General features: G+C 62.3%; 18 protein-coding genes and 1 tRNA gene. 13 read left to right on the plus strand and 6 right to left on the minus strand.

Annotation, left to right across the window (positions count from 1 at the left end):
- Positions 1 to 2: 2 nt before the first annotated feature.
- The 3 genes from FHS92_RS01550 to FHS92_RS01560 form a co-directional block, all read right to left on the minus strand.
- Positions 3 to 1,406, minus strand: coding sequence for a nitronate monooxygenase (locus tag FHS92_RS01550; RefSeq protein ID WP_184076886.1), 1,404 nt, complete (start codon positions 1,404 to 1,406; stop codon positions 3 to 5).
- 115 nt (positions 1,407 to 1,521) lie between these two features.
- A complete protein-coding gene (locus tag FHS92_RS01555) occupies positions 1,522 to 2,682 on the minus strand; it encodes a glycosyltransferase family 4 protein (RefSeq protein WP_184076888.1) in 1,161 nt (386 codons plus the stop codon).
- Positions 2,675 to 3,553 (minus strand): alpha/beta fold hydrolase, encoded by an 879-nt coding sequence (locus FHS92_RS01560; protein ID WP_184076890.1) that lies wholly within the window; start codon positions 3,551 to 3,553, stop codon positions 2,675 to 2,677. Before FHS92_RS01560 ends, FHS92_RS01555 begins: the two co-directional genes overlap by 8 nt.
- 37 nt (positions 3,554 to 3,590) lie before the next feature.
- Here FHS92_RS01560 and FHS92_RS01565 point away from each other — a divergent pair, with 37 nt between their 5' ends.
- From FHS92_RS01565 to FHS92_RS01575, 3 genes are all read left to right on the plus strand, one after another.
- Positions 3,591 to 4,997 carry a protein adenylyltransferase SelO family protein gene (locus FHS92_RS01565; RefSeq protein ID WP_184076892.1) on the plus strand — a complete coding sequence of 469 codons (1,407 nt, stop codon included), beginning with the start codon at positions 3,591 to 3,593 and terminating at the stop codon, positions 4,995 to 4,997.
- Between the two features lie 67 nt (positions 4,998 to 5,064).
- On the plus strand, positions 5,065 to 5,412 hold the full coding sequence (locus FHS92_RS01570; RefSeq protein WP_221230847.1) for a GFA family protein: 348 nt from the start codon (positions 5,065 to 5,067) through the stop codon (positions 5,410 to 5,412).
- A 44-nt stretch (positions 5,413 to 5,456) separates the two neighbouring features.
- Positions 5,457 to 6,890: a succinylglutamate-semialdehyde dehydrogenase gene (locus tag FHS92_RS01575; RefSeq protein ID WP_184076894.1), complete on the plus strand. Its 1,434-nt coding sequence runs from the start codon at positions 5,457 to 5,459 to the stop codon at positions 6,888 to 6,890.
- A 52-nt stretch (positions 6,891 to 6,942) separates the two neighbouring features.
- Here FHS92_RS01575 and FHS92_RS01580 read toward each other — a convergent pair whose 3' ends face one another.
- Together FHS92_RS01580 and FHS92_RS01585 are read right to left on the minus strand one after the other, a co-directional pair.
- Positions 6,943 to 7,245: a hypothetical protein gene (locus tag FHS92_RS01580; protein WP_184076896.1), complete on the minus strand. Its 303-nt coding sequence runs from the start codon at positions 7,243 to 7,245 to the stop codon at positions 6,943 to 6,945.
- A 118-nt stretch (positions 7,246 to 7,363) separates the two neighbouring features.
- Positions 7,364 to 8,959, minus strand: a complete 1,596-nt coding sequence (locus FHS92_RS01585) for a phosphoenolpyruvate carboxykinase (RefSeq protein WP_184076898.1) — start codon at positions 8,957 to 8,959, stop codon at positions 7,364 to 7,366.
- 319 nt (positions 8,960 to 9,278) lie between these two features.
- Here FHS92_RS01585 and FHS92_RS01590 point away from each other — a divergent pair, with 319 nt between their 5' ends.
- The 9 genes from FHS92_RS01590 (at position 9,279) to FHS92_RS01630 (ending at position 15,892) form a co-directional block, all read left to right on the plus strand.
- Positions 9,279 to 9,983 carry a response regulator transcription factor gene (locus tag FHS92_RS01590; protein WP_184076900.1) on the plus strand — a complete coding sequence of 235 codons (705 nt, stop codon included), beginning with the start codon at positions 9,279 to 9,281 and terminating at the stop codon, positions 9,981 to 9,983.
- A complete protein-coding gene (locus FHS92_RS01595) occupies positions 9,952 to 11,541 on the plus strand; it encodes a sensor histidine kinase (RefSeq protein ID WP_184076902.1) in 1,590 nt (529 codons plus the stop codon). Before FHS92_RS01590 ends, FHS92_RS01595 begins: the two co-directional genes overlap by 32 nt.
- The gene (locus tag FHS92_RS01600; protein WP_184076904.1) at positions 11,538 to 11,993 is read left to right on the plus strand and encodes an HPr kinase/phosphorylase; all 456 of its coding nucleotides are present in this window, start codon (positions 11,538 to 11,540) and stop codon (positions 11,991 to 11,993) included. Before FHS92_RS01595 ends, FHS92_RS01600 begins: the two co-directional genes overlap by 4 nt.
- Positions 11,986 to 12,924 carry an RNase adapter RapZ gene (gene rapZ, locus FHS92_RS01605; RefSeq protein WP_343056623.1) on the plus strand — a complete coding sequence of 313 codons (939 nt, stop codon included), beginning with the start codon at positions 11,986 to 11,988 and terminating at the stop codon, positions 12,922 to 12,924. The genes FHS92_RS01600 and rapZ overlap by 8 nt, the downstream gene beginning before the upstream one ends.
- A 21-nt stretch (positions 12,925 to 12,945) precedes the next feature.
- Positions 12,946 to 13,350 (plus strand): PTS sugar transporter subunit IIA, encoded by a 405-nt coding sequence (locus FHS92_RS01610; protein WP_184076906.1) that lies wholly within the window; start codon positions 12,946 to 12,948, stop codon positions 13,348 to 13,350.
- Entirely contained in the window at positions 13,347 to 13,619 is a 273-nt protein-coding gene (locus FHS92_RS01615) for an HPr family phosphocarrier protein (RefSeq protein ID WP_184076908.1), read from the plus strand. Before FHS92_RS01610 ends, FHS92_RS01615 begins: the two co-directional genes overlap by 4 nt.
- A gap of 66 nt (positions 13,620 to 13,685) precedes the next feature.
- A complete protein-coding gene (locus FHS92_RS01620; RefSeq protein WP_184076910.1) occupies positions 13,686 to 14,492 on the plus strand; it encodes a TrmH family RNA methyltransferase in 807 nt (268 codons plus the stop codon).
- On the plus strand, positions 14,489 to 15,781 hold the full coding sequence (locus FHS92_RS01625) for an MFS transporter (RefSeq protein WP_221230849.1): 1,293 nt from the start codon (positions 14,489 to 14,491) through the stop codon (positions 15,779 to 15,781). Before FHS92_RS01620 ends, FHS92_RS01625 begins: the two co-directional genes overlap by 4 nt.
- Before the next feature lie 34 nt (positions 15,782 to 15,815).
- Positions 15,816 to 15,892 (plus strand) — tRNA-Arg (locus FHS92_RS01630).
- A 132-nt stretch (positions 15,893 to 16,024) separates the two neighbouring features.
- On the opposite strand, the gene FHS92_RS01635 is transcribed toward FHS92_RS01630, so the two are convergent.
- Positions 16,025 to 16,708, minus strand: coding sequence for a Crp/Fnr family transcriptional regulator (locus tag FHS92_RS01635; RefSeq protein WP_184076913.1), 684 nt, complete (start codon positions 16,706 to 16,708; stop codon positions 16,025 to 16,027).
- A 403-nt stretch (positions 16,709 to 17,111) separates the two neighbouring features.
- Between FHS92_RS01635 and FHS92_RS01640 the strand changes: the two genes are divergently transcribed.
- A complete protein-coding gene (locus tag FHS92_RS01640) occupies positions 17,112 to 17,762 on the plus strand; it encodes a PEPxxWA-CTERM sorting domain-containing protein (RefSeq protein WP_184076915.1) in 651 nt (216 codons plus the stop codon).
- The last annotated feature ends 563 nt before the right edge of the window (positions 17,763 to 18,325 follow it).

An 18,325-nucleotide genomic window follows, 5' to 3' on the forward strand; every position in this document is an offset into this window, starting at 1 on the left:
CCTCAGTCGCCGGTCAGGATGCGGTCGACCAGCTGTTTGACGCTAGGGACGAAGCCGTTGGAATAGAACGGGTCCTGCTTGAATCGATAGGCGCCATGTCCGGCGAACATCAGATTCTGTTCCGGATCGCCCCCATGGGCAATGTCCTGAAGGGTCTTCTGGATGCAGAAACTGCGCGGATCGGCCAGACGGCCGGTCGAGTTGGTGTCGCTGTCCATCCAGCTCGAAAAGGCGCACTGCGAAAGGCAGCCCATGCAGTCCGTCTGGTCCTTGCGGATAATTGCCTTTTCGTCGTCGGTCACGAACACAAGCGTGTTGTCGGGCGTCTTGAGCGCGCTGACATAGCCCCTGCCAACCCACTCACGCGCGCGCATCAGGTCGCCGCGCGTTACCCAGAAATTCTTGCCCTTCACCCCGGCGTCGAGCTGGTGGGTATGGTCGCCCGCCTGTTCGAGGCTGAACGCGATCTGCCGTTCGGAACGCGATTCCAGATTGCGCAGAAACGGCGTGCGCACCGCCGAGCTGTAGAAGCCGGTCGGCGAAAAACGGTGGAGCAGGATATCGCCCGGCTCCAGCGTAGTCAGCTTGTCCTTCCACGCCTGCGGGATCGGGCTTTCCTGCGTCAGCAGGGGACGGGTGCCAAACTGGAAGGCAATCGTGCCGAGTTCCGGATTGTCGATCCAGTCGTTCCAGTCGCGCAGATACCAGACGCCGCCCGCCATCACGATCGGCACATCATCGGAAATGCCGCCTTCGCGCATCGTTTCCCGCAACGCCTTGACGCGGGGATAGGGATCTTCGGGCTTCAGCGGGTCTTCGGCGTTAGACAGACCATTATGACCGCCCGCAAGCCACGGATCTTCGTAGACGACGGCCGCCAGCCATTCAGCCGCCTTGGAATAGGCGCGCTTCCACAGCGCGCGGAAGGCGCGGCCGGAACTGACGATGGGCAGATAGCTGACGCCATATTGGGCAGCGATTTCCGACAGCTTGTAAGGCATGCCCGCGCCGCAGGTAACACCCGCGACCATACCGCGCGTCCGCTCCAGAACGCCGTGCAGGATCCGCTGCGCGCCGCCCATTTCCCACAGCACGTTGATGTTGATCGCGCCCTTGCCGTTGGAAATTTCAAACGCGCGCTTCACTTGCTCGACCGCACCCTCGATAGCGTAGGCAACCAGCTCCTCGTGCCGGTCCCGGCGTGTGCGGCCCGCATAGGTTTGCGGGATGGGGTGGCCATACGCATCGTAGCTGTCGGCATTCACGGCCGATACGGTGCCGATCCCACCCGCCGCAGCCCATGCCCCCGAGCTGCTGTGATTGGAGACCGCGACCCCTTTGCCACCTTCTACCAGTGGCCACACTTCCCGGCCGCCATAGACGATGGGCTTCAACCCCTTGAACACGCGCTGCTGCTCCTAAAACTTCTACACCCCGCAGGGTGCCGTGATCTCCGCCTATAGCAAGTTTTCCCGTGGGCGGATGAAAATTTTAACCGCACTCGCGGAAAGCGAACTTTCCTCAGTCAAGTCCTTGTTTCAGCGCGGTTCCGTAGAGCGCGGCATAGCGCGCGATCATCACCGTTTCGGCAAAATCGCGCTGCGCCCTGGCTTGGTTGGCAGCCCCCACGCGGCGCCGGAGATGCGCGTCATCGACCAGTTGCGCAAGTGCCCCCGTCATCCGCGATTCTTCGTCACGCGGGATGACAAAGGCGTGGTTTTCCTCCGCCACCATGGCCATGACGTCACCCACGTCGGTGGACAGAGCGGGAAGGCCCGCGGCCATTGCCTCGACCAGCGAAATGGGGAACTGCTCGCTGTCGGAGGACAGCGCAAAAATGTCGAACAGTCCCATGAAGTGCGCCGGATGGGCCAGAAAGCCGGGCATGTGGACATCGGTTACGCCGCTTGCCCGCGCCTGCGCAGCAATAGCCTCGCGGTCGGGCCCCTCCCCGACGATGACAAGCTGAACCCTGTCCGCGAGCGGCGCGACGACCCGCACCAGCCGCGCCAAATTCTTGACCCGACGCAGCCCCGCCAAGGTCCCGACGACGATTTTTCCGGGCTGCCGTACAAAGCCAGGGATTGCGTCAGGGGCGGCGGGATAGGCATAAGAATCGACATCAATGCCATTGGGAATAGCGCGAATGCGCGCCTCCGGCTGGCCCCATTCGCCGTGCGCGATGCCCCGTAAAATCTGCGACGGGACAACCAGAGCGTGCGCACGGGCCAGGGCGAGGTGGCGGAAATGGTTGCGTTTGGGCTTGCGCGCCTGCGCCTCGTCCTCGTTGAAGCCGTCTTCGTGATGGATAAGCGGGGGCAAGCGCATCCAGGGAGAAAACATCCGGTGCGCCATCACCGCGTCCATCGATCCCCAGTTGTAGCTCAGCACCAGATCGAACTGCTGCATATACCGCGCCCACTGCCAGTAGCGGCCGGGTGCAGGCAGCCCCTGAAGGGAGGGGGCATCGCTCGCGGGATCATCCTGCGGAAAAGTGCAGGGGACCGACGGATCAATCATCGCCCGCGCACCCATGGCGTCCGGCATGGCGCTCAGGATCGTGTGACGCAGCCTTCCGCCCCAGTGATTCATCAGCCGGACAGCGCGCGCCTCCTTGCCGCCCAAGTCAAAGCCACTGTGGCAATGGAGTATGCGCGGGGTACGCCCGGCCGGTTCAGCCATGGGCGAGAACACGTGCAAGGAGCCGGTCGATGCCCGCCACCGCCTCCGGCTCGTCGAGCGTGGGGGCATGGCCGACGCGGGGGACGGTCACCAGATCCGCAGTGGTCCCGATGTCGCGCACCATGCGCTGTGCGGTCGCATCGCTGAACAGGTCCGACAGTTCGCCGCGTACGATCAGAGTGGGAAAGGCCCAGAAAGCCCCCATGGTCGGCCACAGATCGAAGCCCGCCTCGTTGCCCGGGACGCGGAACGGTTCTGCGATGCGCATGTCGTAATCGAGCACGACGCGCCCGCTGCTGTTGAGGCGATAGAGGCGCTTGGCCATCGCAAGCCAGTCTTCCAGCGTATAGTCGGGGAAGATCATTCGATTATTGTCGGCGAGCGCGCGGGCGGCGTGCACCCAGGTGCTATGCGCGCTACCGCTTCCGGTGTGCTGGCGGATGCGGTCCAGTCCGGCGGGTTCCAGCACCGGGCCAATGTCGTTCAACAGCGCACCAGCAAGCCGTTCCGGACGGCTGGCGGCGAGCAGCATGGTGACAATGCCGCCCAGCGAAGTGCCAAACGCCACGAACTTGTGGAGGCCGATCGTTTCGAACAGGCATTCGAGATCCTGCACATAGACCAGCGGGACATAGGTCATCGGGTCCTTGGAGTAAGCGCTTTCCGCCCGCCCGCGGAATTCCACGCAAATTACTCGCCATTGGCCAGATAACCGCTCGGCCAAGGCCGAAAAGTCCCGCGCGTTACGCGTGAGACCGGGCAGGCAGAGCAATGCGGGCCGACTGGCGTGCTCCGGATCGGCGGGATAATCACGATAATGAAGCCGCAGCCCGTCCTTGGACCACCAATATCCGTCGGTATAGCGTGACACGCTTGATCCTTCCCCGGTTCACACCCCATATTGCCGCATGATCCTGCGCCCGCAACCCGTGAATTACACCCCCGCCCGCGATATCGAGTTCTTGCCTGACATCGGCGATCCTGTTGAGGCGGCCGATTTCCCGCAAACCGTCCTGCGGTTCCGCAACGACCGCTGGGCGCCGAGCGTGGGACTGGGTGCCCTGTCCGACGCACAGTGGATCGAGCATTTCGGGCGTTTCATCCCCCTGCCCGACACGTTGCCCCGGCCATTGGCGCTGCGCTATCACGGGCATCAGTTCCGGGTGTACAATCCCGATATCGGCGACGGACGCGGCTTTCTGTTCGCACAGATGCGCGATGCGGCAGGCCGACTGATGGATCTGGGCACCAAAGGCTCGGGCCAGACGCCCTATAGCCGCTTTGGCGATGGCCGGTTGACCCTCAAGGGCGGAGTGCGGGAAATCCTCGCCACCGAGATGCTCGAAGCGCTTGGTGTGCACACCTCCAAAACCTTCTCGCTGATCGAGACGGGCGAGCAACTGGAGCGCGGTGACGAACCCTCCCCCACCCGCTCCGCGGTGCTGGTACGCCTCAGTCATTCGCACATCCGCATTGGCAGCTTTCAGCGTGCGGCAGCGTTGGGCGACACCGAATTGCTGATTGCGCTGCGCGACTATGCGCTGAGGAGGCTCTATGGCGAAAGGCCGGATGATGATCCCTCCGTCCAGTTGCTGGGTCGGGTCGTTGAGCGGACCGCCGACTTGGCGGCCGGCTATATGATCGCCGGGTTTGTCCATGGCGTGCTCAACAGCGATAATATCAACGTTACGGGCGAGAGTTTCGATTACGGGCCCTGGCGGTTCACGCCTTTGTGGGCACCGGAATTCACGGCTGCATATTTCGATCATCAGGGCCTTTATGCCTTCGGACGGCAGGCGGAAGCGATCCACTGGGATGTCGCGCAGCTTGCCATATCACTCCGCTCGCTGACGGAGACGCAGGGGCTTGTTGACCAGTTGGAACGTTTTCCGGACCTTTATGCGCAGGCGATGATCCGGCGCTTTTGCTGGCGTCTCGGGATCGTACCGCCGGAGCGGGAATTGGCATCTCCGCTGATTGAAGCCGCCGTGCGTGGCATGATTGCCGACGACATCCCCATCGATCGTTTTTTCTTCGACTGGAGGGGTGGGGCTTTACGTGAAGCTGCAGCTGCGGCCTGCTACGACGGGGAGGCATGGTCGGACTTCCGGGAACAACTCGGCACATGTCGGCCGGACGCCGACGTCGCTCACGCCTATTGGGCGCAATCCGACCCGTGCTCCATGTATATCGGCGAAGTCGAGGCGATCTGGTCGGCGATTGCGGAGCGTGATGACTGGGAACCGCTCAACGCCAAGGTCGCTGCGATCCGGGCGATGGGAGAGGCACTTGGCGATCCGCCTGCGCCCGTCTAACCATCCGGAACATCATATCCGCTTCGGTATTTAGCAAAAGGCTCGAAAACGATAAGGGAGAGGCATCATGTTTTCCGGGAGCTGTCACTGTGGCACGATCCGTTATACGGTGGACGAGGACATGCCGACCAAGGCGATGAGCTGCAACTGCTCGATTTGCCGTCGGCAGGCCCCTTTGCATCATTTTACCACGCCCGCGAAGTTCGCCTTTCAGGGATCTCGTGATGATCTCCGCACGTATAAATTCAACCATCACGTCATTGCCCATCATTTTTGCCGGACATGTGGCTGTGCGCCGTTTGCCGAGGGCAAGACTCCCGGTGGGACGGACATGGTAGAAATCAACCTGCGCTGCGCGGATGGGATCGACCTCGATACGCTGGAGATCATGCATTACGATGGTGCCAGCCGATAGTGTAACAGTTGGCATCCCACGAAGAATCCGCCATATCGGACCCTATGTCGCCACCGCTCCTGTCCCATGAACCCGCAACCGGTGCGCTGCTGTGGCAAGGCGAAGTGGGTGACGTCGATGCGGAAGTGGAACGCGCGGCGTCAGCATGGGGCCATTGGGCCGCCCGGCCGATCACCTTCCGCATGGAAACGTTACGCCGCTACGCCAACGGTTTGCTGGCGAGCGAAGAAGCCCTGGCGGACCTGATCGCGCGCGAAGTCGGCAAGCCCCTGTGGGAGGCGCGCGCCGAAGTTGAGCTTGCCGCCATGCAGGTGGAACGCGCGATCGCAGCCTATTCCGAGCGTACCGGCATGCGCCGTCTGGAAGGCGCGCTGGGTGGGCGCAACGCATTGCGGCACAAGCCCCATGGCGTCCTTGCCGTCATCAGCCCATTCAGCAATCCGCTGAGTATACCCAACGGCCACATCGTTCCGGCACTCATCGCCGGAAACGGGGTCGTATTAAAGCCCTCGGAGAAGGCACCGGCCACCGCCGCGATGCTGGTCGACCTGATGCACGGCGCGGGCGTGCCGAAGGATTTGCTGCGGATGCTGGCCGGTGGGCCGAATGTCGGTCAATCCCTCGCTACGCATCCGGGCGTCCACGGAGTGATCTTTACCGGGTCGGCGCGCAACGGCATCGAGATCAACCGCACGCTCGCCGGGCAGCCGGGCACATTGGTTGCGCTGGAAATGGGCGGCAATAATGCCATCGTCGTATGGGACACGCCCGACCTTGCGACCGCCGCGATACTGGTTGTGCAGTCCGCCTTTGCCTGTGCGGGGCAACTGTGCACCGCCGCGCGCCGGCTGATCGTGCGCGACAGCCTCGCCGCACAGTTGTTGGCCGAGATTCTGAAGCTGGTGGACCGGCTCGCCATCGATCATCCTCACGCCGACCCGGCGCCGTTCATGGGACCGGTAATAGACACGCAGGTTGCGGACGGCCTCACGGAAAGTTTCCTGTACCTGATGAGCCGGGGCGGTCGGCCACTCCGCCACATGGGGCGACCCAAGGACGACCTGCCGTATCTTTCGCCCGCCATCATCGACGTGACCAATGTTGACGAACGCCCGGATATCGAACTCTTTGGGCCTTTGTTGCAGGTCATTCAGGTCGCCGACTTCGACGCAGCCATTGCAGAGGCTGCGGCGACCCATTTCGGGCTGTCGGCCGCGCTGGTCGGGGGATCTCCGGAGCAATTCGATCGCTTCTGGTCGTCCCTGTCGGCCGGGATCATCAACTGGAACCGCACGACCCACGCCGTTTCCCCCGGCGCACCGGTGGGCGGAGTCGGCGTGTCGGGCAATCGTCGTCCCGGCGGCAGCTATTCCGCCGACCGCATGGCCTATCCGGTCGCATCGTCCGAAAGTGAACAGCTGCGCGCATCCATCGGCATCGGCCTGATGCCCGTGGATACCCGTCCGATGGGCGATTGAATCATCGCGCAGCAGTCAAGCGCCAGCCATTCGGCCGGTTCGCGATCCGTGCTTACTTGAACAAGCCCTTGGCGAGGTCGCCGAGGTTGCCCAGAGGATTTTCGTTACCTTCACCACCCAGCATGTCGCCCACCTTGCCGAGCAGCCCGTCAGTGCCGACCGAACCGCCCAGCATCTCCTGAAGCTTGTCGACGGGCAGGCCGTGCTCCCGCGCAAGCTCCATCGCCGTCGCCACGGGATCACCGCCTTGTGCAAGCCTGTCCTTGAGTGAAGCGGCAAGCGATTCGACCTGATCGGCGGGCAGACCGAGCTTGCCCGCGATATCACCCAGACTTCCCAGAAGATTTTCCAACATTTGCCAGTCTCCCCGCGCAGGCGGCATGCCTGATCCCGCAACGTAGCATGACCCGACCTTTCACGCAAAAGGGGCGCTCTCGCCGAGAACGCCCCTTCTTGCATAGATACCGTAAGGATCAGGCGGCGGTCAGCGCCGCTTCCCGCACCGACTGGTCGACATGATCCTCAAACTGGGCGAAGTTCTCGACGAACTGCTTGACCAGCTTTGCGGCGGTGTCATCATAGGCTGCGCCATTCGCCCACGTCGCGCGGGGATCCAGAATGCGCGATTCGACGCCTGCGACCGCGACCGGAACCTCGAACCCGAAGTTCGGATCGGTCCGGAACGTCGCATCATTGAGGCTGCCGTCGAGCGCGGCGTTCAGCAGCGCGCGTGTCACCTTGATGGGCATGCGGCTACCGACGCCATATTTGCCACCGGTCCAGCCCGTGTTGACCAACCAGCAGGTGACGCCGCCCTTGGCGATCCGCTCCTTGAGCAGGTTGCCGTAGACGCTCGGGTGGCGGGGCATGAACGGCGCGCCAAAGCAGGTCGAGAACGTCGCACTCGGCTCCGTCACGCCGATCTCGGTTCCCGCAACGCGCGCGGTGTAACCGGACAGGAAGTGGTACATCGCCTGTTCCGGCGTCAGACGCGAAATCGGTGGCAGCACGCCATAGGCGTCGGCGGTGAGGAAGATGATATTCTTCGGCACCGGACCCAGATTGTCCTTCGACGCATTCGGGATGAAGTCGATCGGATAGGAACCGCGGCTGTTTTCCGCGAGGCTGTTGTCGTTGAAGTCGAGTTCGCGCGTTTCGGGGTTCATGACCACGTTTTCGAGAACGGTGCCGAACCGCCTCGAGGTGGCGAAGATTTCCGGCTCGGCTTCTTCCGACAGATTGATCATCTTGGCGTAGCAGCCGCCTTCGAAGTTGAAGACCGCCGTATCGGACCAGCCATGCTCGTCATCACCGATCAGCGTGCGGCTCGCATCGGCAGAGAGCGTGGTCTTGCCGGTGCCGGACAGGCCGAAGAACACCGCTGTGTCGCCATTGGGACCGATATTGGCCGAGCAATGCATCGGCATCACACCCTTGACGGGCAGCAGATAGTTCAAAATACCGAACACCGACTTCTTCATCTCGCCCGCATAACGCGTGCCGCCGATGAGGATGAGCTTTTCCGAAAAGTTGACGGCGATCACCGTCTCGGATCGGCTGCCATGGCGGACCGGGTCGGCGCGGAAGGTCGGCAGATCGATGATAGTGTATTCGGGTGTGAAGTCCGAGAGTTGGTCTGCGGTCGGGCGGACCAGCAGCGTGCGAATGAACAGATTGTGCCAGGCGAGCTCGTTGATCACGCGCACGTTAACGCGGTGCTCCGGCTGCGAGCCACCGAACAGGTCCGCGACGTAGAGCTTGTCCTTCTCACCCAGCGCGGCAAAGAAATCCGCCTTCAGCGCCGCGAAATGCTCCGGCGACATCGGCACGTTGGTCTTGCCCCACCAGACGGTGCTTTCCGTCTCAGCATCGCGGACGATGAACTTGTCGGATGCCGACCGGCCGGTATGCTTCCCGGTTTCGACCACCAATGGCCCGTCCTTGGCCAAACGGCCTTCGCCATTGCTGACCGCCGCCTCGACCAGCGGCGCCGTGCCGAGGTTCCAATGCTGGGCCGCTTTGGTGATAATGCCCTGGTCTGCCAGGGAGTGATTGGATTTCGCCTGCACGCGCTTCTCCGTAGAAAGATTAAATAAGCCGACTTCCGAGCGGGAAATCGGGCGCACCTGTCTCCGATCGCCTGTTCTCGCCGACAGGTCATGGACTCGGCTGCGCATAAGGCTTCAAAGCGTTTCCGTCAAATCAGTGCGGTTAACACAATGGCTGAATTTCCTTCGCAACTGCGAGGAAATGGGCTCATCGGGACAATGTTGCGGTTGGTTGCGCATTGCGATAGGTCGATGCGCACATCCCGCTCACCTTCAAAAGGCAACGGCTTATCATCTTGCTTCCCTTTCCCGCAGCCCCTTCGGACCAGACGAACACCCGATGATGTCCACGATCGCCCTTGTCGACGACGACAAAAATATTCTCGCCTCGGTATCGATTGCGCTCCAGGCTGAGGGCTTTGCGACGCGCATTTATTCGGACCCGGAGGCGGCCTTCAAGGCGCTGTCCGAAAATCCGGCTGATCTCGTCGTGTGCGATATCAAGATGCCGCGCATGGACGGTATCGAACTGCTCCGCCGCCTGCGCGAGAAAAGCCGGATGCCGTTCATCTTTCTGACGTCGAAGATCGACGAACTGGACGAGGCTCTCGGTCTGGCAATGGGCGCTGACGATTATATCGCCAAACCCTTTTCCCAGCGCCTGCTGATCGCGCGGATCAAGGCGATCCTGCGCCGCGCGGAGATGGTGCAGAAGGACGGGCAGGTTGATGAGGAAAAGTCCGACCCTATCGTGCGGGGCCGCTTGGAAATGGACCCGGCGCGACACCGCGTCAAATGGGCGGGGCAGGACGTTACGCTGACAGTGACGGAACTTCTGATCCTCGAAACCCTTGCCAACAGGCCCGGCGTCGTCAAGAGCCGCAACCAGTTGATGGATGTCGCTTATCAGGATGACATCTATGTCGACGACCGCACTATCGACAGCCATATAAAGCGCCTGCGCCGGAAGTTCCGCGAGGTCGATCCCCAATTCAATGCGATAGATACCCTGTATGGCGCCGGATACCGTTTCTCCGAAGAATAGCGGCCACGTGCTGCACTGGACCGGGGGCGTACGCCTGAGCTGGCGCATTCTGGCGGTCAACATCATCGCGCTCGCGCTGCTGGCAGGCGGGTTCTTCTATATCGACAGCTATCGCACGCGCGTCATCGATGCGCGGCTGGAGGAATCCAAGCGGGAACTCAGCCTGCTCGCGAGCGCACTCGATGTTGCCCCCGCCGACCGCCGCGATGCCCTCATCGTCGCGTTCGCGCGCAAGATGGGAGACCGGATCCGTTTCTATGATGCAAAGGGCGGGCTTGTCACCGATACCTTTGTCATTGGCGCCCCGCGGTTCACTCTCGTTCGCCCGGAGGACGAACCCTATAAGCGGCACGTTGCACGGTTCCTGGACAAGATCGTCGACAAGGTGGTCGGCGCGGACCGGCTGCCCGATTATATTGAGCCACAGCCGGATCATGCACAAGGCTGGTCCGAGATCGCAAGCGCCAGCAAGAGTGGGGACACCGTCGCCATGGCGCGTTTCGCTCCCGACCGCTCGCCGATGATTTCCGCCGCCACGGTTCTGCGGGATGGCAGCGCCCTGCTTGCCGTCGAAAATGCGCGCGACGTTACGCGCATCGTTCGGGCGGAGCGCCTGAGTCTGGGCATTGTCCTTGCTGTGACGATCATCGTCTCGGTGCTGCTTTCCTTGTTTCTTGCGCGCACGATCGTCCTGCCGCTGCAACGGCTGGCCAATGCTGCTGTGCGCGTCCGTTTGGGCCGTGCGCGGCAGGTGACGGTCCCGCGCCTGCCCGACCGGCGCGATGAGATTGGCACGCTGGCCCGTGCGATATCGGATATGACGCAAGCGCTGCGCCACCGCATCGACGCAACCGACAGCTTTGCCGCCGATGTAAGCCATGAACTCAAAAATCCCATCGCGTCGCTGCGATCGGCGCTCGATAGTCTGGAGCGGGTCGAGCAGCCCGAGCTGCGGACCCGCCTTCTTGCCATCGCGCAGGACGATGTGCGGCGCCTCGACCGGCTCGTGACGGACATCGCCGAAGCCTCGCGGATCGACGCGCAATTGTCGCGCACACGGTTCGAGCCGGTCGATCTGGGGCAGATGATCGAGCGGATGATCGTTGCGCGTGAGCAGCGCGGCGTCGGTAACACCGTTCGCCTTGCCTTTGCCCGCCCCCGGCGCGACGTGGCGGTGGTCATGGGCGAGGAGCAGCGGCTTGCACTCGTCATCGACAATCTTCTCGACAACGCGGTGTCCTTCTCTCCGCCCGGCGGACTGGTGCAGGTGACCGCCACCGTCGCGGATAACGAGGTGCTGCTCAGCGTGGAGGACGAAGGCCCCGGCGTGCCGCCTGAAGAGCGTGAGACGGTATTCCGCCGCTTCCACAGCGTCCGGCCGGAGGGGGAGAGCTTCGGCAAGCATAGCGGCCTCGGCCTCGCCATTGCGCGCAGCATCGTGGAGGGGCATCAGGGCCGTATTTCGATCGAGGATCGGGACGATGCACGCTCTGGCGCCTGTTTCCATGTGCACCTGCCGCTCGCCCATCTGGGCGATCCGGGCATCGGGTCGGAATGAGCCGCCCTCCCCCCGCCAGCATCGTGCCGGTGGAAACCATCCACGCGAGTTGCGTTGCGATCGCGGGCCGAGCGCTGCTGCTGCTGGGACCGAGCGGGGCGGGAAAATCCGACCTCGCCCTGCGCCTGATCGATCGGGGTGCGCAGCTTGTGAGTGACGACCAGACAACGCTCGCCCGCGACGGTAGCCAGCTGATTGCCAGCCCGCCGCCGACCATCGCAGGGCAAATCGAGGCGCGAGGCATCGGCATTCTCTCCCTACCCTTTGTCACGGATGTTCCGGTTGCGCTCGCGATCGAACTGTCCGGCAGCGTCGAGCGTTATCCCATGACTGCGTTGACGCTGGCCTTGGGCGGAGTAGACCTACCCCTGATGCGACTCTCGCCCTTCGAAGCTTCAGCCCCTATCAAGGCCGAAATGATGCTGCGCGCCGGGGAGGAAACCTGTGGCTGATCTGCAATCAGCCGACGGACCCAAGACGATCCTGCTCGTTTCCGGCATGTCCGGCGCCGGCAAGACAACGGCGCTCAAGACGCTGGAGGACATGGGCTGGGAAGTGGTCGACAATCTCCCGCTGACGTTGCTTGATCGGCTTCTTGCCGCACCTTTGGCCCAGGACCAGCGCGACAAGGACCGCCCGCTCGCCATCGGGATTGACGCGCGCACACGTGGTTACGACGCCGCCGCCATCGTCCAGCGCATCAAGGCCCTGCGCGAGAGCGGCGCGCTCGACATCGACACCCTCTACCTCGACTGTGCCGGGGCAGAACTGGAGCGGCGCTTTGCCGAAACCCGTCGTCTTCATCCGCTGGCGCAAGACCGCCCTGCCGCCGATGGGATCGCGCGCGAGCGGGAGCTGACCGAACCTCTACGCCGCTGGTCTGGCCAGGTGATCGACACGACCGCGATGTCGGCCAACGCCCTGCAACAGGAAATCCGATCCCGCTTCGATCGCGGTTCGGCCGTGCAGTCTGTGCTGACAATCCTCTCGTTTGGTTTTTCGCGCGGGATGCCGCGTAATGCCGATCTCGTGTTCGACATGCGCTATCTGCGCAACCCACATTGGGATGATGCCCTGCGTCCGCAGACCGGTCTCTCCGACGCGGTGGGTGCCTATATCGCGCAAGATCCCGTCTACGATCGCTCGCTCGAACAGATCGAGGAATTGCTGCTGACCCTCCTGCCCCGCTATCAGGAGCAGGGAAAAGCCTATGTTACCATTGCATTCGGTTGTACCGGAGGGAGACATCGGTCTGTCCATGTTGCCGAACGTGTCGCCGGACGCTTGCGTCAGGCGGGATTTTCGCCCACGGTCTTGCACCGCAACATGGAATCGGCTCCCCAGAATGCGGTCGACGAGGACAAGAGCCGCCATAATGGATAATATGCAGGGCATCGCAACCTCATGATTGGACTGGTTCTGGTTACCCACGGACGACTCGCCAGCGAATTTCGCGTCGCCATGGAACATGTCGTCGGCCCACAGACCGCCATCGAAACCATCTGCATCGGACCCGATGACGATATGGAGGGGCGGCGTGCTGACATCGCTGCGGCTGTCGATGTGGTGAACGACGGATCCGGCGTGATCCTGTTGACCGACCTGTTCGGCGGGACACCCTCCAACCTCGCGATCTCGCTGCTCAAGGCGGGCGAGATCGAGGTGATCGCTGGTGTCAATCTGCCGATGCTGATCCGACTGGAAAGCGCCCGAAAGGTCATGAATGTGCGCGACGCGGTTGCCGCCGCGCGCGAGGCCGGGCAGAAATACATCAGCGTCGCATCGGAATTGCTGGGGAATGCGCCATGAGCGAGATCAGCCGCGAAGTGTTCATCACCAACCGGCGCGGTTTGCACGCCCGCGCCAGCGCCAAGTTCGTCACCCTCGCAAGCAGCCTGCCCGCGCAGGTCACGGTGTCGAAGGACGGCAGCGCCGTTACCGGTACCTCGATCATGGGGCTGATGATGCTGGGTGCGGCGATGGGCGACAGTATCACGATCGCCGCCGCGGGCGAAGGTCGGGAGGAAGCGCTGAGCCAGCTCGTTGCCCTCGTCGAGGACAAGTTCGGCGAAGAATAAGCACTGCTTGATCCTGTCAGCGTCCGCCCCTAATCGGTTCGTTCGGCACAAGACGGGGGCACCAGCGTGACACGGGAAATAACCGGATTTTCCAACCCGCTGGTCAAGCGTGTCCGTTCACTCCGCGAAAAAAAGTACCGCAAGCAGGAAGGGCTGTTCCTGGCCGAGGGGTTGCGTATCCTGACTGAGGCGCGCGAGGCGGGGCGCCTTCCGGAAATGCTGTTCCACGCCCACGAAGGCGCGTCCCATCCGCTGGCCATCGCGCTCATCGCGCAGATGGAAGCGGAGGGCCGCGACGTCATTGTCACCAGCGCCGACATCCTTTCCAAGATCAGTGGCAAGGACAATCCACAGGCTCTGGTCGGGGTCTATCGCGACCAGGATGTGCCGCTCGATGCGATTGACCGCACGGGTTCGGGCCTCTGGATCGTCGCGCAATCGCTGCGCGACCCAGGCAATCTCGGCACCATTTTGCGGACCGGAGATGCGGTCGGCGCGGGCGGGCTGATTTTGGTCGACGACTGCGTCGATCCCTTCTCGGTTGAAGCCGTCCGCGCCAGCATGGGGGCGCTGTTCACGCAGGCGATCGTGCAATGCCGCTGGGACGCGTTCCTCACCTGGCTGCGCAGTGGCCCCGGTCAGCTTGTCGGTACCAGCCTGCGTACCGACCAGGATTATCAGGCGCCGCGTTACGCCGCGCCAACCTTCCTGCTCGTCGGCAACGAGGCGCAAGGGCTACCTTCGGCATATGAGGCGGAATGCGATCTGCTCGTCAAAATCCCGATGCTGGGGAAGGCCGACAGCCTCAACGCCGCCGTCGCCACTGCCGTCATGGCGTATGAGATCATCAACCAGCGGAGGGTGCGGGCATGAACGAGCAGGCGCAGACCAATGGACTGGCCGTCATGTGGCAGCACAAGCGGGTGCTCGCCGCCAGCCTGATCGGCACGGCGGTGGAATTTTACGATTTCTATATCTACGCCACGGCCGCGTCGCTCGTCTTCGGGCCTCTGTTCTTTCCGAGCAGCTCAGCCTCCGCGCAGCTGTTGGCGGCCTATGCCAGCTTTGCCGTTGCCTTCTTCGCCCGGCCGCTGGGAGCGGCGGTGTTCGGTCATTATGGCGATCGGGTGGGACGCAAGTCCACGCTGGTCGTCTCGCTCATGCTGATGGGCGGGTCCACGCTGGCGATCGCTTTCCTGCCGACCTACGCCGCGATCGGCTGGTGGGCGCCGCTCCTCCTGTGCCTGATGCGCTTTGGGCAGGGCTTCGGTCTCGGCGGCGAATGGGGCGGCGCGGCCTTGTTGGCAGTGGAAAACGCTCCGCCCGGCTGGCGCGCGCGCTTCGGCATGTTTCCGCAGCTCGGCGCACCGGTCGGCTTTCTCGCGGCCAACGGGCTTTTCCTGATGCTCGGCGCGATGATGGATGACGCCGCATTCAACAGTTGGGGGTGGCGTCTCCCGTTTCTCGCGAGCGCGGTTCTCGTCATCCTAGGGCTGTGGATCCGCTTGAAACTGACGGAAACGCCTGAATTTCTCGCGGCAGGTGAGTCAGGTCCGGATACGCATGTCCCACTGGTGGCGCTGTTTCGCGGGCACACCGCTGCGGCATTTTCCGGCACATTTGCCGTCGTCGCCTGTTTCGCGATCTTCTACATCGCGACAGCCTTTGCTTTGGGTTACGGGACAACGGCCCTCGCCATCCCCCGCGAACATTTCCTGGGTCTCCAACTGGGGGCCATCCTGTTCATGGCGCTGGGCATCATCACCGCGGGCTGGTGGGCCGATCGAAGCAGCCCCCGCACCGTCCTCATCGCGGGATGCCTGTTCTCCCTGCCGATGGGAGCGGTCTTCGGCACCCTGTTAGGAAGCGGCGATTATTCGGCCATTTTTGCGGCGCTGAGTATCGCCCTGTTTGTCATGGGCTTTGTCTACGGCCCGCTCGGTGCGTGGCTGCCTTCGCTCTTCCCGACCCGGTTGCGCTACACAGGTGCATCCTTCGGTTTCAATCTGGGCGGAATATTGGGGGGCGCGCTCGCTCCCATCGTCGCGCAGCAACTCGTCGGCCTGTACGGGGTGGCCACCGTTGGCCTTTATATGTCGCTCGCCGCCGCGATCAGCCTCATCGCGCTCGGCCTCACCCGCCGCACGCCATCGCCACATTGACCGCCAGACGTGCGCATAATAGAGCGGTCCGCGTGCACCCGTAGCTCAGCAGGATAGAGCATCAGATTCCTAATCTGAGGGCCATGGGTTCGAATCCCGTCGGGTGCACCATTTCTTGTTTACCCTCAGACGCCGGGCGGTCGCATCCGCGACCTTGGCTTTCCTCGCATAAGCTCGGGCGGCCGTTCGGCCTTGCGAACCCTGCCGGGTTCGAATGCGCTCCCTTCGGGTGCACCATATTGCTCAATCCGACGCATCCGCAACATCTTCCAGCCAGTCGACATCCACAACCCGGATCTTGCCGTGATCGAGCACGACCAGCCCCGCCTGTGCCCATAGCCCGAGCTGGCGGTTGATGTTCTCTCGACTGATCCCGGCGAACATGGCCAATTCGGTCTGGCTGAGGCCAATGGTGCCATCCTCACGTCCTTCGCCCTGCAACAGCCTCAGCAGGAAGCGGGCCAGGCGCGGAGCTGCCCCATATGCCCGGTCGCTTTCGATAGTCTGATTGGCGCGGCGCAGCCGCTGCGCCAGTTCCCGCATCAGGCGGAGAGCGATCTGATGGTTTTCCGCCATCACCCGTTCAAACAAGGGGCGCGCTAGCGTCAGGTAACGCAACGCCTCCATCGCGATGACGCTGGCCGTTCGCGTACCCCCGTCGAGCAGCGCGATCTCGCCGAGTACGCTCCCCGCGCCCACATAATCGAGCACGATTTCGCGGCCGTTGGCCGTGTAGACTGTAACGCGCGCCTGGCCTTCCAGCAGAATGACAAGGAAATCGCCGTCCGCGCCCTGTTCGAGCAGGACGTCGCCTTTGCGCGCGCGACATTCCCGGGCATCACGCAGCAAATGCGCCAGTTCGCTTTCGCTCAGCGCATGAAGCAGGCTTTGCTCCGGCAAACGGCCATGAAGTTGCTTGCTGTCCATCCCATCCCCCGAGTCGCGACTCGAGTCGCGTTTCGGTCCATCTATAGTCGGCTCGGAGCAATCGAACGAATTTTGTATCCACGTTAACGATCGGAGAAAAATTTTTTCAGCATGTTACCCGACATGCGCTTGATGCGTTCCGGCCATGGACGGAACGCGACTTACGCGTGTGCAGCGTGAAAATTGCCGCGATGCAGCATGTTGACGGCCTTGGTGGGTGTTGTCTGTGCGTCCACGCAGCCTGCGAAATCGGTTGTAAGATCGAAATCGCGCCCAATTTCTGTTCCAAAATGAGATTTTTCGGCCGTTTCCGCTGTTGGACGATCCTAAATTTTGTGTTAACAAGACGTCAATAAAGGTCGCAAGGACACAACCTTCTTTCCGCTCGAACAGGGAATTCTGTATGAAAAAAGCCATTCTGGGAATTGGGGGCCTTGTTGCGGCTCTCACCGCTTCTACCGCACATGCGGCGGTTGTCTTCACATTCAATGCTGGCGTAGCTGCATCCACGTTGCTGGGTGCGGGGTTTGTGGTGCAAAACGATTTCGACGGTTCCGCCGGTGTTGGAGGCAGCGGTTTTCAGTTTTTGACCGGTTCGAGCACCAGCGGCTCGGCGATTCCGACGTCGGGCACCGATACTACCCCGTATCTGTCCGTCCTTGGCGGTGGTGAAGCCATTATCGATCTCCCCAATGTTGAAGCTCTTGCTTTCGATTGGGGTACGCTGGATACCTACAACACGCTCACTGTGTTCGGCTATGATGGTGGTGGTGCGTTTTCCACCTCGTTTACTCCCTTGGCGTTGTTCTCCAATCCGGGCGATTTGGCACCGGCAGACGGCCAGACAAGCGGCGCGTTCGCTCTGCTTGGTACGGCTGGTGAGCGTTTCTCGCGGATCGTTCTGACCTCCAGCACGAATTCGTTTGAAATCGACAACCTGCTCGTCAAGGGTGCGATTCCTGAGCCCTCGACCTGGGCGATGATGATCGTCGGCCTTGGCATGGTTGGCTACGCCATGCGCAGCCGTCAGCGCACGAAGGTCAGCTTCGCCTGATTGCTTAGGCTCGGCATCGTCCGGGCCTGAACGTTCGACGATCTGATTTCAGCGTCATAGCATGTTTATCCCCGCCGAAGCCATTCGGCGGGGATTTTCGTTTGTGGTTTGGTAGGTATCTCTGGGATGGTCCGTCTGCGGCCTAAGGACCGGAGACATGCATGCCATGGCGAATACGCGCGATAGAGTGCGAACGACAGCGATCGGGACAATGGGGATGTATGTCGTACACCTCGCCTTGCATCGTTGTTAAGCGCTTCACATATTCAGGGCGGCGCCAAAATGCTCGCGGAGGATCAGAGAGAACGATGGGTCCCAACGCGACACCCTGAACGACCCGCTGGTCGCACTCATGGATCTGCACCGTCCGCGCAACCGCCTTTCGTACTGCCCTGTCGCTCGGAATTTGTCGGTGTTGTCGGCTGTCGAACGTTATGAATCGACATGCGAATAATCGTCGGATCTCTAAGTATCGGCAGCCGGTCGTGCCGTGCCGCACCCCCTCTGTTACCAGAACCTGGTGTGCCTTCACTGTAGCCTGTGGTCAGAGCGAGCCCGCCGCG

It is taken from the genome of Sphingobium subterraneum (genome assembly GCF_014199435.1).
Classification (GTDB): Bacteria; Pseudomonadota; Alphaproteobacteria; order Sphingomonadales; family Sphingomonadaceae; genus Sphingobium; species Sphingobium subterraneum.

Coding starts and splice junctions, on each gene's coding strand:
- FHS92_RS01555 (WP_184076888.1), bottom strand. CDS start 2,682: ATGGCTGAACCGGCCGGGCGTACCCCGCGCATACTCCATTGCCACAGT.
- FHS92_RS01565 (WP_184076892.1), top strand. CDS start 3,591: ATGATCCTGCGCCCGCAACCCGTGAATTACACCCCCGCCCGCGATATC.
- FHS92_RS01570 (WP_221230847.1), top strand. CDS start 5,065: ATGTTTTCCGGGAGCTGTCACTGTGGCACGATCCGTTATACGGTGGAC.
- FHS92_RS01575 (WP_184076894.1), top strand. CDS start 5,457: ATGTCGCCACCGCTCCTGTCCCATGAACCCGCAACCGGTGCGCTGCTG.
- FHS92_RS01580 (WP_184076896.1), bottom strand. CDS start 7,245: ATGTTGGAAAATCTTCTGGGAAGTCTGGGTGATATCGCGGGCAAGCTC.
- FHS92_RS01590 (WP_184076900.1), top strand. CDS start 9,279: ATGATGTCCACGATCGCCCTTGTCGACGACGACAAAAATATTCTCGCC.
- FHS92_RS01595 (WP_184076902.1), top strand. CDS start 9,952: ATGGCGCCGGATACCGTTTCTCCGAAGAATAGCGGCCACGTGCTGCAC.
- FHS92_RS01600 (WP_184076904.1), top strand. CDS start 11,538: ATGAGCCGCCCTCCCCCCGCCAGCATCGTGCCGGTGGAAACCATCCAC.
- FHS92_RS01610 (WP_184076906.1), top strand. CDS start 12,946: ATGATTGGACTGGTTCTGGTTACCCACGGACGACTCGCCAGCGAATTT.
- FHS92_RS01615 (WP_184076908.1), top strand. CDS start 13,347: ATGAGCGAGATCAGCCGCGAAGTGTTCATCACCAACCGGCGCGGTTTG.
- FHS92_RS01625 (WP_221230849.1), top strand. CDS start 14,489: ATGAACGAGCAGGCGCAGACCAATGGACTGGCCGTCATGTGGCAGCAC.
- FHS92_RS01635 (WP_184076913.1), bottom strand. CDS start 16,708: ATGGACAGCAAGCAACTTCATGGCCGTTTGCCGGAGCAAAGCCTGCTT.
- FHS92_RS01640 (WP_184076915.1), top strand. CDS start 17,112: ATGAAAAAAGCCATTCTGGGAATTGGGGGCCTTGTTGCGGCTCTCACC.